Source organism: Pelomonas baiyunensis, assembly GCF_043555935.1.
Lineage (GTDB): Bacteria > Pseudomonadota > Gammaproteobacteria > Burkholderiales > Burkholderiaceae_C > Pelomonas > Pelomonas baiyunensis.
On the sequence record NZ_JBIGIB010000008.1, the window covers coordinates 45,047 to 56,870 of the forward strand.

The following is an 11,824-nucleotide window of genomic DNA, read 5'->3' on the forward strand; positions in this document are numbered from 1 at the left end:
GCCCCGAGGGTGGGGGCGCAGAGCGCGTCGGGGTTGGGCTTATTCGCCCATCTGCGACTGCAGGTAGTTCTGCTCGCCCACGGTCTTGACCAGCGCCAGCTGGGTTTCGAGGTGGTCGATGTGTTCCTCGGTGTCTTCCAGGATGTCGGCGAACAGGTCGCGCGAGACGTAGTCGCGCACGCTCTCGCAGTGGGCGATGGCCTCCTTCAGGTGCGCATGGCCGGTCTGCTCGATCTTCAGGTCGCACTCCATCGTTTCGATGGCGTTTTCTCCGATCAGCAGCTTGCCCAGGTCCTGCAGGTTGGGCAGGCCGTCCAGCGTCAGCACGCGCTCGATGAGCTTGTCGGCGTGCTTCATTTCCTCGATGGACTCTTTGTACTCGTGCTGAGCCATCTTCATCAGGCCCCAGTTCTTGAGCATGCGGGCATGCAGGAAGTACTGGTTGATGGCCGTGAGCTCCAGCTTGAGCTGGGCGTTCAGGTGCGCGATGACTTGTGCGTCGCCTTTCATGGGGGCCTCCGGGTGCGTGAAATCGGCCGGCAGTATCCCCAGCCCGCGCCCGGGTTCCAAACCGGTCTTTTTGCAAATGAGAGCGATTCGCATTAGTATTGCGGCCATGATTGTTTGTGTCTGCCACCGCGTCTCCGACCGCGACATCGCGATCGCCGCATCCAGCGGCTGCCCGGATTTCAAGACCCTGCAGGAGCAACTGCGCGTGGCCACGGGCTGTGGCAAGTGCCGCGAATGCGCCTGCGCGGTGTTCGAGGAAAGCCGCGTGGCGGGCGGTGGCGCGCCGCGCGCCCGGGGCATGGCCGTGGTGGCCCGCAGCCTCGCCGCCGCTTGAGCCGTTAGAATCCCGAGCTTGGCGCCAGTCAATGGCGCCATTTTTTTGTTGGTCCGTGCCCGAAGTTGTTGTGTTGTCGCAGCCGCTGTAGGCGGGGCCAGCGCGCACGACAACCGCAAGGAAATTTCATGAGCACCCAGCAGACCGGCATCGTCAAGTGGTTTGACGACGGCAAGGGCTTCGGCTTCATCACCCCCGCCGACGGCGGCAAGGACCTGTTCGCTCACCACAGCGAAATCAAGAACGGCGGCGGTTTCCGCACGCTGGCTGAAGGCGCCCAGGTCGAGTTCGAAGTGAAGCAGGGCCCCAAGGGCCTGCAAGCCGCGAACATCCGCGCGCTGTAATTCACGCACCGCCCCGTGCCAAAGCCCGCGCCCAGCGCGGGCTTTGTGCTTTCCGGGGCTGCGCAACGACAATTCGAGGTTATGTCCGCTCTGCCCGTTTCTGCTCCCAAGGCCCCGACCGCCAAAGCCCTGACCGGCTATCGCCCGTTCTGGGCCAAGCGCTTCGGCCCCGCCCCCTTCCTGCCCATGAGCCGGGCGGAGATGGAGCAACTCGGCTGGGATTCCTGCGACATCATCATCGTCACCGGCGATGCCTACGTCGACCACCCCAGCTTCGGCATGGCCGTGATCGGCCGCACGCTGGAGGCGCAGGGCTTTCGCGTGGGCATCATTGCCCAGCCGGACTGGAACAGCGCCGATGCCTTCAAGGCGCTGGGCAAGCCCAACCTGTTCTTTGGCGTGGCCGCCGGGAACATGGACTCCATGATCAACCGCTACACCGCGGACCGAAAGATCCGCAGTGACGACGCCTACACCCCTGGCGGCGAAGGCGGCAAGCGCCCGGACCGCGCCACGCTGGTCTACACCCAGCGCTGCCAGGAGGCGTTCAAGGACGTGCCCATCGTCATCGGCGGCATCGAGGCCTCGCTGCGCCGCATCGCGCACTACGACTACTGGCAGGACAAGGTTCGCCGCTCGGTGCTGGTCGACAGCAAGGCCGACCTGCTGGTGTATGGCAACGCCGAGCGCGCCATCGTCGAGATCGCCCACCGCCTGGCGCGCCGCGAGCCGATTGAAAGCCTGACCGATGTGCGCGGCACCGCCTTCATGCGGCGCGACAACGACCCCTCGGCCGAAGGCTGGTTCGAGCTGGACTCCACCGAAGTGGACCGCCCCGGCCGCATCGACGAGCTGATCAGCCCGTATCAGGAAATCAAGCAGGAAACCTCCTGCGCCACCGCCGAGGCCGCGGCGCCGGATGCGCCCAAGCCCATCACCATCCACAAGACCGGCCGCATCGCCTTGCCGCCCCGCGAGCGCACCGTGGTGCGCCTGCCGGACTACGAGGTGGTCAAGAGCGACCCGGTGCTGTACGCCCACGCCAACCGCGTGCTGCACCTGGAAACCAACCCGGGCAACGCCCGCGCGCTGGTGCAGCGCCACGGCGACCGGGACCTGTGGGTCAACCCGCCGCCCATCCCGCTGAGCACGCCGGAGATGGACCATGTGTTCGACCTGCCGTACGCCCGGGCGCCGCACCCCAGCTACGCCGACGAGCACGGCAGCCACGACGGCGCGACCAAGATCCCAGCCTGGGAAATGATTCGCTTCAGCGTGAACATCATGCGCGGCTGCTTTGGCGGCTGCACCTTCTGCTCCATCACCGAGCACGAGGGCCGCATCATCCAGAGCCGCTCGGAAGACTCCGTGATCCGCGAGATTGAGGAGATGCGCGACAAGGTCAAGGGCTTCACCGGCATCGTGTCGGACCTGGGCGGCCCCACGGCCAACATGTACCGCATCGGCTGCAAATCGCCCGAGATCGAGGCCGCCTGCCGCAAGCCCAGCTGCGTCTACCCCGGCATCTGCCCCAACCTCAACACCAGCCACGACCCGCTGATCAAGATGTACCGCCGCGCGCGCGCGTTGCCGGGCGTGAAGAAGATCCTGATCGGTTCCGGCCTCCGCTACGACCTGGCCGTGCAGTCGCCCGAGTACGTGAAGGAACTCGTCACCCACCACGTGGGCGGGTACCTGAAGATCGCGCCGGAGCACACCGAGAGCGGCCCGCTGTCCAAGATGATGAAGCCGGGCATCGGCACGTATGACCGCTTCAAGCAGATGTTCGAGGCCGCCAGCGCCGCCGCGGGCAAGAAGCAGTACCTGATTCCGTACTTCATCGCCGCCCACCCCGGCACCAGCGACGAGGACATGATGAACCTCGCCGTGTGGCTGAAGAAAAACGGCTTCCGCGCCGACCAGGTGCAGACCTTCTACCCCAGCCCCATGGCCACGGCGACGGCCATGTACCACTCGGGCCGCAACCCGCTCAAGGGCATCAGCCGCGATGAAGCGCGGGGCGAGAAGGTGGACATCGTGCGTGGCGAGCGCCGCCGTCGGCTGCACAAGGCCTTCCTGCGCTACCACGATGCCAACAACTGGCCGCTGTTGCGCGAGGCCCTCAAGGCCATGGGGCGCGCCGACCTCATCGGCAATGGCAAGCACCACCTGATTCCGAGCTACCAGCCCCTCACCGACGGCAGCTACGAAAGCGCGCGGCGCAAGAACTCCACCGGCGCCAAGGCCGCGCCGGCCGCGCCCGCCAAGGCGGCCAAGCCGGGAACGCCGCGCAAGGGTCAGGTGCTGACGCAGCACACCGGGTTGCCCCCGCGGGTCACCGGCAGTGCCCGCAGTGGGGTGGCGCGTCCGGGCAAACCCGGAAAGCGTTGACGCCAAACCCGGGGGTTTTGCGCGGCGTTGCCGTGGCGGCCAACCTGCGGATGCACTACCCTTGCGGCTTCTCGACGAGATGCGGCAGCCGCTGGGCGGTTGCCCACGCCCGGAGCCCTGGCCCCCATGCAAGAGACGACTGCCGCTGACGACGACCTGCTCGAACTGCTGGACGAGCCCGAGCATGCCGAAGGCGATCACCGGCACAACGACCGGCCCTGGCGCATCCTGATCGTCGACGACGACGGCGACGTCCACAAGGCCACCGAGCTGGCCATGCAAGGCCTCACGGTGGAAGGCCAGCCGCTCGTCTTCCTGCACGCCAATTCCGCCGCCCAGGCCCGCCAGTTGCTCGCCACCGAGGGCGACCTCGCCGTGGTGCTGCTGGACGTGGTGATGGAGAGCGAAGACGCCGGTCTGCAGCTGGTGCGCCACATCCGCGACGAATTGCGTCTGAACGCGGTGCGCATCGTGCTGCGCACCGGCCAACCGGGCTATGCACCTGAAATCGAGACGGTGCAGGCCTACGACATCAACGACTACAAGACCAAGTCCGAGCTGACCCGCACGCGGCTGTACACCGTGCTGACCGCGGCCGTGCGTTCGTACCGCCAGATCTGCGCGCTGGAAGCCAACCGGCGCGGGCTGGAAATGATTGTCGAGAGCAGCACGTCGCTTTCGCGCATGCGCGGCCTGTCGCGCTTTGCGGAAGGCGTAGTCACGCAGTTGTGCGCGCTGCTGGGCATCCTGCCGGAAGGCCTGGTGTGCGCGCAGGTCAGCGGTGACCTCGGTGATGAAGTGCGCATCGTGGCCGCCGCAGGCCAGTACAGCAGCCTCATCGACCGGCCGCTGTCGCAGGTCAAGATCTCCGCGGTCCGCGAGCGCCTGGAGCGCTGCCTGCGCGAGCAGCAGAACGTCTACGACGACGGCACCTGCCTCTACTTCGGCATGGGCCAGGGCCGCGCGATGGCGGCGCTGGTGGACGTGGGCCGCGAGCTGGACGAGCTGGACCAGCAACTGCTGCGCGCCTTCTGCTCCAACATCGCCGTGGGCTTTGAGAACGTGGTGCTGTACAGCCAACTGCTGGACCAGGCCTACAACGACCCGCTGCTGCGCCTGCCCAACCGCAACCGCTTCGTCGAGCTGCTCGACAAGAACCTGAAGGACCCCGCCGGTGTCACGCTCGCGCTGATCGACATCGACGACTTCTCCGACATCAACGACGCCTTCGGCCACCACTTCGGCGACCAGGTGCTGCAGGCGGTGGTGCACCGCATGAGCGAGCTGCTGGGCCTGAACACCGCCATGGCCCGCGTGGGCGCCGACACCTTCGGCGTGCTGGGCGAGCACGTGAAGGTGTGCCCGGAGAGCGTGCAGTCGGTCTTTGCCGAGCCCTTCGTGGTGGCGGGCGAGCGGCTGCAGCTGTCGGCCACCACCGGCCTGGTGCGACTGGGCGAGTCGACCGCGGTCGGGTCCGAGTTGCTGCTGGACGCCCAGATTGCCCTCAAGCGCGCCAAGCAGCAGCAGCGCGGGTCATCCCAGTACTTCTCGGCCGCGATGGGCAGCGACGCCCGCGAGCGCTTCAAGCTGCTCAAGGGCCTGCGCACCGGCTTCGAGGACAGCCAGCTCTTCGTCGTCTACCAGCCCCAGGTCGAACTGGACAGCGGCCGCGTGATCGGCGCCGAAGCGCTGCTGCGCTGGCGCACCGCCGACGGCCGGTTCGTCGCGCCCGACCAGTTCATTCCGCTGGCCGAGCAAAGTGGCCTGATCATCCCGATCGGTGAGTTCGTGATGCGCACCGCGTGCGCGCAGCTCAAGGCCATGCAAAGCCGGGGCCACACCGAGTTCCGCATGGCGGTCAACGTGTCGATGGCCCAGTTCCGCCACCCCGGTTTCATCGACATGCTGGCCGGTGCGCTGCGCGACTGCGGCGTGAGCGGGCACAGCATCGAGCTCGAGATCACCGAGTCCATGGCCATGGAAGACGCCGACCTCGTGCTGCGCGTGCTGGCCGACATCAAGCGCCTGGGCTTCAGCGTGGCGATTGACGACTTCGGCACCGGCTTCTCCAGCTTGAGCCAGCTGCGCCAGCTGCAGGTGGACCGCCTCAAGATCGACCGCGCGTTCGTGCAGGAGGCGCAGTCCTCCACGGCCGGTTCCACCATTGCGCAGATGGTGGTCAACCTCGGTCGCGGCCTGGGCCTGACTGTGATCGCCGAGGGCATCGAGACCGAAGAACAGCGCCAGTACCTCATCGGCCTGGGCTGCCACGAAGGCCAGGGCTGGCTGTTCGCCAAGCCCATGCCGGCCGACCAACTCGTCGCGTTCCTGGCGGGCTGAACAGCCGCCCGAGCGCTGCGCTTGCGCGCGGGGCTGCGGCCCCTAAACTGCGCCGTCCATTGACGACAGCCAGGAGCGCTCATGAGTCTCGCGAAGATCCTCGTCGCCCAAGGTGGCGGCCCCACCGCCGTCATCAACCAGAGCCTCGTCGGCGTGGTGCTGGAAGCCCGGCGGCAGGCCGGTGTGGGCAAGGTCTACGGCGCCCGGCACGGGGTGCGCGGCATCGTCAACGAAGACTTTGTCGACCTCACGCAGGAAACCAGCCACAACCTCGAACTGGTGGCCGGCACGCCCGCCTCGGCGCTGGGCTCCACGCGCGACAAGCCCGACGCCGCCTATTGCCACGAGATCTTCACCGTGCTCAAGGCGCACGAGATCACGCACTTCTTCTACATCGGCGGCAACGATTCGTCCGACACCGTGCGCATCGTGTCCGAGGAAGCGCAGGCCGCGGGCTACCCGCTGCGTTGCATCCACATCCCCAAGACCATCGACAACGACCTCGTCGGCAACGACCACACGCCCGGCTACGCGTCCGCCGCGCGCTTCGTGGCCCAAGCCTTTGCCGGCGCCAACCTCGACAACGCCGCGCTGCCCGGCGTGTACGTGGGCGTCGTCATGGGTCGCCACGCCGGCTTTCTGACGGCCGCCGCCGCCCTGGGCAAGAAGTTCGACGACGACGGCCCGCACCTCATCTACCTGCCCGAGCGCAGCTTCGACAACGAGCAGTTCCTGCGCGATGTGAAGGCCACCTACGAGCGCTTCGGCCGCTGCGTCATTGCCGTCAGCGAGGGCATCCACGACGCCTCGGGCACGCCCATGCTGTCCAAACTGGCCGGTGAGCTGGAGCGCGACGCGCACGGCAACGTGCAGCTCAGCGGCACCGGTGCGCTGGCCGATCTGCTGTGTGAAGAAATCAAAAACCGCCTGGGCATCAAGCGCGTGCGCGGTGACACCTTCGGCTACCTGCAGCGCAGCTTCCTGGGCTGCGTGAGCGATGTCGACCAGCGCGAGGCCCGCGAGGTCGGCGAAAAGGCCGTGCAGTACGCCTTCCACGGCGACCGCGACGGCTCGGTCGCCATCAAGCGCACCGGCACCTACGCGGTGGACTACGAACTCCTGCCCCTGGCCGCTGTGGCGGGCAAGACGCGCACGATGGAAGACCACTTCATCACCGAGAGCGGCACCGACGTGACCGACGCCTTCCGCCTCTACCTGCGCCCGCTGCTGGGCTCGGGCATGCCCGACGCCTTCCGCCTGCGCCCCAACCCGGTGCCCAAGGTGCTGAAGAAGGGCTGATCCAGGCCGGATCGGGCGTTGATCAGGGCTGCTGCGGTTTCACCAGCCGCGGATGCCACTCGTTCACCGCCAGCAGCGCGGCCGAGCCGAAGTGGCGGTGGAGGTCGGCCACCATCTCGCCGTGGGCGATGACCGGGTCGGTGTCCACCGCCTGGCGGGCGATTTCCAGGTCTTGCGTGGCGAAGATGAACAGGCCGCGCAGGCCGTTTTGGCCGTCCAGCGGGCCGGCGTAGACGAGCAACCCCTCCTGGGCCAGCCGTGCCATGTTCGCGAAGTGGCCTTTGAACATCGCGTCGCGTTCCGGGCCGTCGGGCATGCGCTTCGGCCCGGTTTTCAGCAGCACGAACACGTAGCCGCGCAGCCCTTGCGCGTTGGCGCCCCAAACCTGGGCTTGGGCCGCGTCGTATGGCGCGGCCGCTGAGGGGCTCTGCGCCAACGCCGCCCCCGAGGTCAGGGCGGTGAGGGCGGCCAGGCAAGCCGCGACGGCAGCGGTGGTCATGGGTGGGGCTCCAGCATCGAGGGGGACCTTGATTGCACCGCAGGCGGCGCCTGCCGGCACCGCGTTGAATCCCGAAGGGGCGTTCACGAGGCGCGACGGTCTGCCCTGCCGAAAGCCACTTGCGGTCTGCATTCCGTTCTTCTACATTTGTAGTACTACATCTGTAGAAATAACTCATGGACGACGACACCGGCGCGGGCGAGGTTTCGCTGAGCGACTTGCAACTGAGCCTCATGCGTGTGCTGTGGGCGCGTGGCGAAGCCAGCACGGCCGACGTGGCCGAGGCCCTGCGCGGCGAGCGCGACCTGGCGCACACCACCGTGGCCACGCTGTTGACGCGGCTGGAAAAGCGCGGCCTGCTGGCCAGCCGGCGCGAGGGGCGGGCGCTGCTGTACACGCCGCTCGTCAGCGAGGCCGAAGTGCAGCGCTCCATGGTGGGCAACCTGCTGGACCGCCTGTTCGCCGGCCGCGCCAGCGCCTTGGTCAGCCACCTGCTGGATGCCCGCAGCGTGGACCCGCGGGAGTTGTCGGAACTGCAAGCGCTGCTGAAGCAACACAAGGAGGCCGGCCGTGACTGATGCCTTGCTCACCTGGGCGTGCAGCTACGCCTTTCACAGCACCGTGCTGATCGGCGGCCTCTGGGCCGTGGAGCGCGCGGGCGGCCTGGCTCGGTTGACCACGGGCACGCAAGAGCTGCTGTGGCGCTTGGCGCTGCTGGGCGGGCTGGTCAGCGCGACGTTGGCGGCGGGCCTGGCGCCGCAGGTGCCGTCGCCTGCGGGGGCCTCGGCCCGCGCGGAGATGGCTGACGTTCAGCCGCGCGCTGCCGTGGCCGCACCGCCACCCCGGGCCCCAACCGCGCCGGGGGGGGCGGTGACTGCCCCGGCCGCCCCCGCCACCCCTGCCACCCGCGTGCCGCAACTGGGCGTGTCCGGCTGGGTGGCCGCGGTTGCGCCCAAGGCGCAAGACCTGGCTGTGGCCGGCGTGCTGGTGTGGCTGGCGGGCGCGTGCGTGCTGCTGGTTGGCGTGGCGTTGCAATGGGCCTGGCTGGTGCGAGGTGTGCGTCGGCTGGCGCCGCTGCACCATGCGCGCTGGCAGGCGTGGCTGGCGGAGCAGGCCGCGGCGCTGGGCGTGGCCGCGCCCGCGCTGCGCCTGGCGCGGCCCGGCTGGGCCAGCCCCTTGCTGGCGCCCGGGCCAGTGCTGTGTTTGCCCGCCTGGTGCCTGAGCCTGCCGGACGACGAGGCCCGCGCGGTGCTGAGCCACGAGCTGGCCCACCTGCGCCGGCGTGACCCCGCGTGGCGCCTGCTGTCGGCCGGGGTGCAGGCCCTGCTGTGGCCGCAGCTGCTGAACCGCATCGCGCTGCGGCGGTTGGACCTGTTGGCCGAACTGGCGTGCGACGCCGCAGCCAGCACACCGGCCGGCCAGCGCCTGGCCCTGGCGCAAAGCCTGCTGCGCTGCGCCGAGGCAATGAAGACCGCAGGCCACCGCCCTGGCCCGGCGTTGGCCTGCGGTGCGGTGGGTGGCGGCTCGGCGCTGGTGGCGCGGGTGCGCCAGCTGCTGAAGCCCGAAGGCACGCCGGTTCCGCCGGAGCGCCGGGCCCTGCGCTGGGGCGGGGTGGCCGTGATGGTGGCGGCCTTGCTGGCGCTGCCGGCGGTGGTGGTCAGCCACACCCAGGGGCGCAGCCTGCTGGAGCGCGCGGGGCTGGACGGCGTGGCCGATGCGCTGCAGCTGCACGAGCTTCTCACCACCGGCGGGCACCGCCGCATCTACAGCCGCTACCCCGGCGGCAACTTTGCGGTGACCGTGTCCGGTGAGCTGAGCTTCAACGATGCCGAGGACGATGTCGAGACCCTGACCGGCCGCATCGTTGTGCGTGAGCGGGCCGAGGGCCTGTCCCGCGAAATGACGCTGGTGGCCGAGCCGGGCGGTGGCATCCAGCGCAGCTACCGCGTCGGCGGCGAGCCGGCCGTGCTGGACGATGCCGGCCGCCGCTGGTGGGCGCAGGCGGTGCAGCGCATGGCCGAGTCGCTGGTGGCGCCGGAGGTGCGGGCCCGCAAGCGTTTCGCTCAGGGCGGCTTTGAGGCGGTGCTGGCGGACGTGGAGCGCGCCCGCGACGGCCACGAGCGCGGGCGGCGCATCCGCGCCACGCTGCCGTTGCAGCAGCCGCTGCCCGCGGCCGTGCAAGACCGGCTGATCGCCGCTGCCGCGTCGATCGACAGCGCGTTCGAGAAGCGCGAGGCGCTGGCCGCAATCGCCCGTCAGCCGTTGGCCGAAGCCCAGCAACTGGCGTGGCTGGGCGCCGTGGCCGGCATCGACAGCGATTTCGACCGGCGCGAGGCGCTGGAGGCCATGACCCCGCAGCTGCTGCCGCAGCCCGCCGTGCTGGCCGCCTGGGGCGAGGTGCTGGCGCGCATGGGCAGCGACTTCGAGCAACGCACCGCCATCACCGCGCAGGTGGATGCCCACCCCCAGCCGGCGGTGCTGGCGGCCGCGTTGCGCGCGGTGACGCACCTGCAAGGCGACTTTGAGCGGCGTGAGGCGCTGGGCGCGGTGGCCCGCCAACTGCAGGGGGACGAAGCCGAGTTGGTGGCGGCCTATGCCCAGGCCGCCTCGGGCATTGCGGGTGGGTTTGAGCGCCGCGAAGCGCTCAGCCAGCTGCTGGACCGCCCGCGCCTGACGCCTGCCGGCCTGGAGCGTGTGCTGGCCAGTGCCGAGGCCATGGACGGCGGCTTCGACCGCCTGCAGGTGCTGTTGCGCGTGGCCGAGAAACTGACTGCCGCCTCGCCGGTGGACGCCGCGCTGGTGCAACGCCTGCGCCGCGCCGGGCGGGGCCTTGGCGACCACGAACGCGGGCAGCTGGAGAACGCGCTGGACCGTCTGGGCTGAGCCGCTGGCCTTGCCGCTCGGTACGGCTGGATGCGGCTGGGTGCCGCTGGATGAGGCCGGGTGCGGATCAGTGCGGCTCGGGCACTGCCTGCATCAGCTTCTCCAGCCCCACGCGCAGCTTCAGCCCGGCCCACGGAATCACCGCGGCAATGCCGAACTCGGCGCGGGCCGTGTCGCGCTGGGCGGGCTCGGGCAGCCCCTGGCCGCTGCGGTCGCTCAGCACCGCCACGCGGGGCGTGCTGGCGGTGTCGCCGCGCCGCATCACCAGGCCCACCTCGCCAGACTTCAAGCGCACTGCACAGCCCGGGGGGTACAGGCCGAATTCCTTGATCAGCGCGGCCGTCATCACATCGCCCCGGCCGGCCTGGAACTGCAGGCGGGCAGCGGCATCGGCCAGCAGCGGCGCGCGGCGCAGGCGGGGGCTGAGCTTGGCGGTGAAGGTGTCGGCGCTGTGCAGCAGCTGTGCCACCTCGTGCACCTTGGCCGGCCGGCAGGGGTAGCCGGTGCCGCCGTCTTCTTCGTGGTGCTGGCGCACGGCGTCCAGCCAGTCGCGGTCGGTCACGCCGGCCATCTCCAGCAGGGCCGCGCTGCGCTCGGGGTGTGAGTGGATTTCGGCCCGCTGCAGCGGCGTCACCGGCGACACCTGGGTCACCAGCCGGTTCTGCAGGTCGGCCATGGCGAGGTTCATCGTCAGCGCGGCGCGCACGGCGCACTGCTTTTGCGCCAGGCCCCAGCCCAGCCGCGTGGCCGCCAGGCAGGCCGCGGTGGCGGTGTGCACCGCATGGCGGCTGGCGTACGACGAGGTGCCGCCCTGCTCGGCCTCGGTGCGCACGGTCTGCAGGATGGCGAGGTCCGGGTCGCGTTCGATCAGCGCCAGCAGCGGGCGCGAGGCACGGTCCAGCGTGTGCGTGAAGTCACCGGCCGGCGTGGTGCGCAGCAGGCGCGCCATGGCGTTGACCTGGGCGTCCCAGTAGGCGGGCAGTTGGTCAGCCCGGGCACGCGCGATGTCGTCCGACGGGTCGCCCAGCTCGCGCGGGTCCACGCGGGCATCGCGGTCGATGAGCTTGTCCAGCTGGCCCAGCTGGTCGAAGCGGTGGCCCTTGGCCAGCAGCAGGCGGCCGCCGGTGTCGTAGATGCTGAGCGGCGTCGGCTGATCCGGCGCAAAGCGCTCGCGGTGCAGGCTCAGGGGCTCGAAGTCCATCGCGTCACGGGCGACGTTCAGCC

10 protein-coding genes are annotated in these 11,824 nt (G+C 69.6%); 7 read left to right on the top strand and 3 right to left on the bottom strand.

Annotation, left to right across the window (positions count from 1 at the left end):
* Positions 1-39: 39 nt before the first annotated feature.
* Positions 40-510, bottom strand: a complete 471-nt coding sequence (gene bfr, locus ACG01O_RS21610) for a bacterioferritin (RefSeq protein WP_394387616.1) — start codon at positions 508-510, stop codon at positions 40-42.
* A 106-nt stretch (positions 511-616) separates the two neighbouring features.
* On the opposite strand from bfr, the gene ACG01O_RS21615 reads away from it, so the two are divergent.
* The 5 genes from ACG01O_RS21615 (at position 617) to ACG01O_RS21635 (ending at position 7,218) form a co-directional block, all read left to right on the top strand.
* Positions 617-844, top strand: coding sequence for a (2Fe-2S)-binding protein (locus tag ACG01O_RS21615; protein ID WP_394387617.1), 228 nt, complete (start codon positions 617-619; stop codon positions 842-844).
* Between the two features lie 128 nt (positions 845-972).
* Positions 973-1,188 (top strand): cold-shock protein, encoded by a 216-nt coding sequence (locus ACG01O_RS21620; RefSeq protein ID WP_394387618.1) that lies wholly within the window; start codon positions 973-975, stop codon positions 1,186-1,188.
* Positions 1,189-1,269: 81 nt separating this feature from the next.
* Positions 1,270-3,579: a YgiQ family radical SAM protein gene (locus tag ACG01O_RS21625; RefSeq protein ID WP_394387620.1), complete on the top strand. Its 2,310-nt coding sequence runs from the start codon at positions 1,270-1,272 to the stop codon at positions 3,577-3,579.
* Positions 3,580-3,705: 126 nt separating this feature from the next.
* Positions 3,706-5,919, top strand: a complete 2,214-nt coding sequence (locus tag ACG01O_RS21630) for a putative bifunctional diguanylate cyclase/phosphodiesterase (RefSeq protein WP_394387621.1) — start codon at positions 3,706-3,708, stop codon at positions 5,917-5,919.
* An 81-nt stretch (positions 5,920-6,000) separates the two neighbouring features.
* A complete protein-coding gene (locus ACG01O_RS21635) occupies positions 6,001-7,218 on the top strand; it encodes a 6-phosphofructokinase (protein ID WP_394387623.1) in 1,218 nt (405 codons plus the stop codon).
* Positions 7,219-7,240: 22 nt separating this feature from the next.
* Here ACG01O_RS21635 and ACG01O_RS21640 read toward each other — a convergent pair whose 3' ends face one another.
* Complete coding sequence (locus ACG01O_RS21640) at positions 7,241-7,717, bottom strand: YciI family protein (RefSeq protein WP_394387625.1); 477 nt, start codon at positions 7,715-7,717, stop codon at positions 7,241-7,243.
* Between the two features lie 176 nt (positions 7,718-7,893).
* On the opposite strand from ACG01O_RS21640, the gene ACG01O_RS21645 reads away from it, so the two are divergent.
* A complete protein-coding gene (locus ACG01O_RS21645; protein ID WP_394387626.1) occupies positions 7,894-8,295 on the top strand; it encodes a BlaI/MecI/CopY family transcriptional regulator in 402 nt (133 codons plus the stop codon).
* Positions 8,288-10,600: a M56 family metallopeptidase gene (locus tag ACG01O_RS21650; protein WP_394387628.1), complete on the top strand. Its 2,313-nt coding sequence runs from the start codon at positions 8,288-8,290 to the stop codon at positions 10,598-10,600. The genes ACG01O_RS21645 and ACG01O_RS21650 overlap by 8 nt, the downstream gene beginning before the upstream one ends.
* A gap of 67 nt (positions 10,601-10,667) precedes the next feature.
* Here the strand turns inward: ACG01O_RS21650 and ACG01O_RS21655 are convergent, their stop codons facing one another.
* On the bottom strand, positions 10,668-11,801 hold the full coding sequence (locus ACG01O_RS21655; protein ID WP_394387630.1) for an HD-GYP domain-containing protein: 1,134 nt from the start codon (positions 11,799-11,801) through the stop codon (positions 10,668-10,670).
* Positions 11,802-11,824 lie beyond the last annotated feature (23 nt).

Coding starts and splice junctions, on each gene's coding strand:
- bfr (WP_394387616.1), bottom strand. CDS start 510: ATGAAAGGCGACGCACAAGTCATCGCGCACCTGAACGCCCAGCTCAAG.
- ACG01O_RS21615 (WP_394387617.1), top strand. CDS start 617: ATGATTGTTTGTGTCTGCCACCGCGTCTCCGACCGCGACATCGCGATC.
- ACG01O_RS21620 (WP_394387618.1), top strand. CDS start 973: ATGAGCACCCAGCAGACCGGCATCGTCAAGTGGTTTGACGACGGCAAG.
- ACG01O_RS21625 (WP_394387620.1), top strand. CDS start 1,270: ATGTCCGCTCTGCCCGTTTCTGCTCCCAAGGCCCCGACCGCCAAAGCC.
- ACG01O_RS21630 (WP_394387621.1), top strand. CDS start 3,706: ATGCAAGAGACGACTGCCGCTGACGACGACCTGCTCGAACTGCTGGAC.
- ACG01O_RS21635 (WP_394387623.1), top strand. CDS start 6,001: ATGAGTCTCGCGAAGATCCTCGTCGCCCAAGGTGGCGGCCCCACCGCC.
- ACG01O_RS21640 (WP_394387625.1), bottom strand. CDS start 7,717: ATGACCACCGCTGCCGTCGCGGCTTGCCTGGCCGCCCTCACCGCCCTG.
- ACG01O_RS21645 (WP_394387626.1), top strand. CDS start 7,894: ATGGACGACGACACCGGCGCGGGCGAGGTTTCGCTGAGCGACTTGCAA.
- ACG01O_RS21655 (WP_394387630.1), bottom strand. CDS start 11,801: ATGGACTTCGAGCCCCTGAGCCTGCACCGCGAGCGCTTTGCGCCGGAT.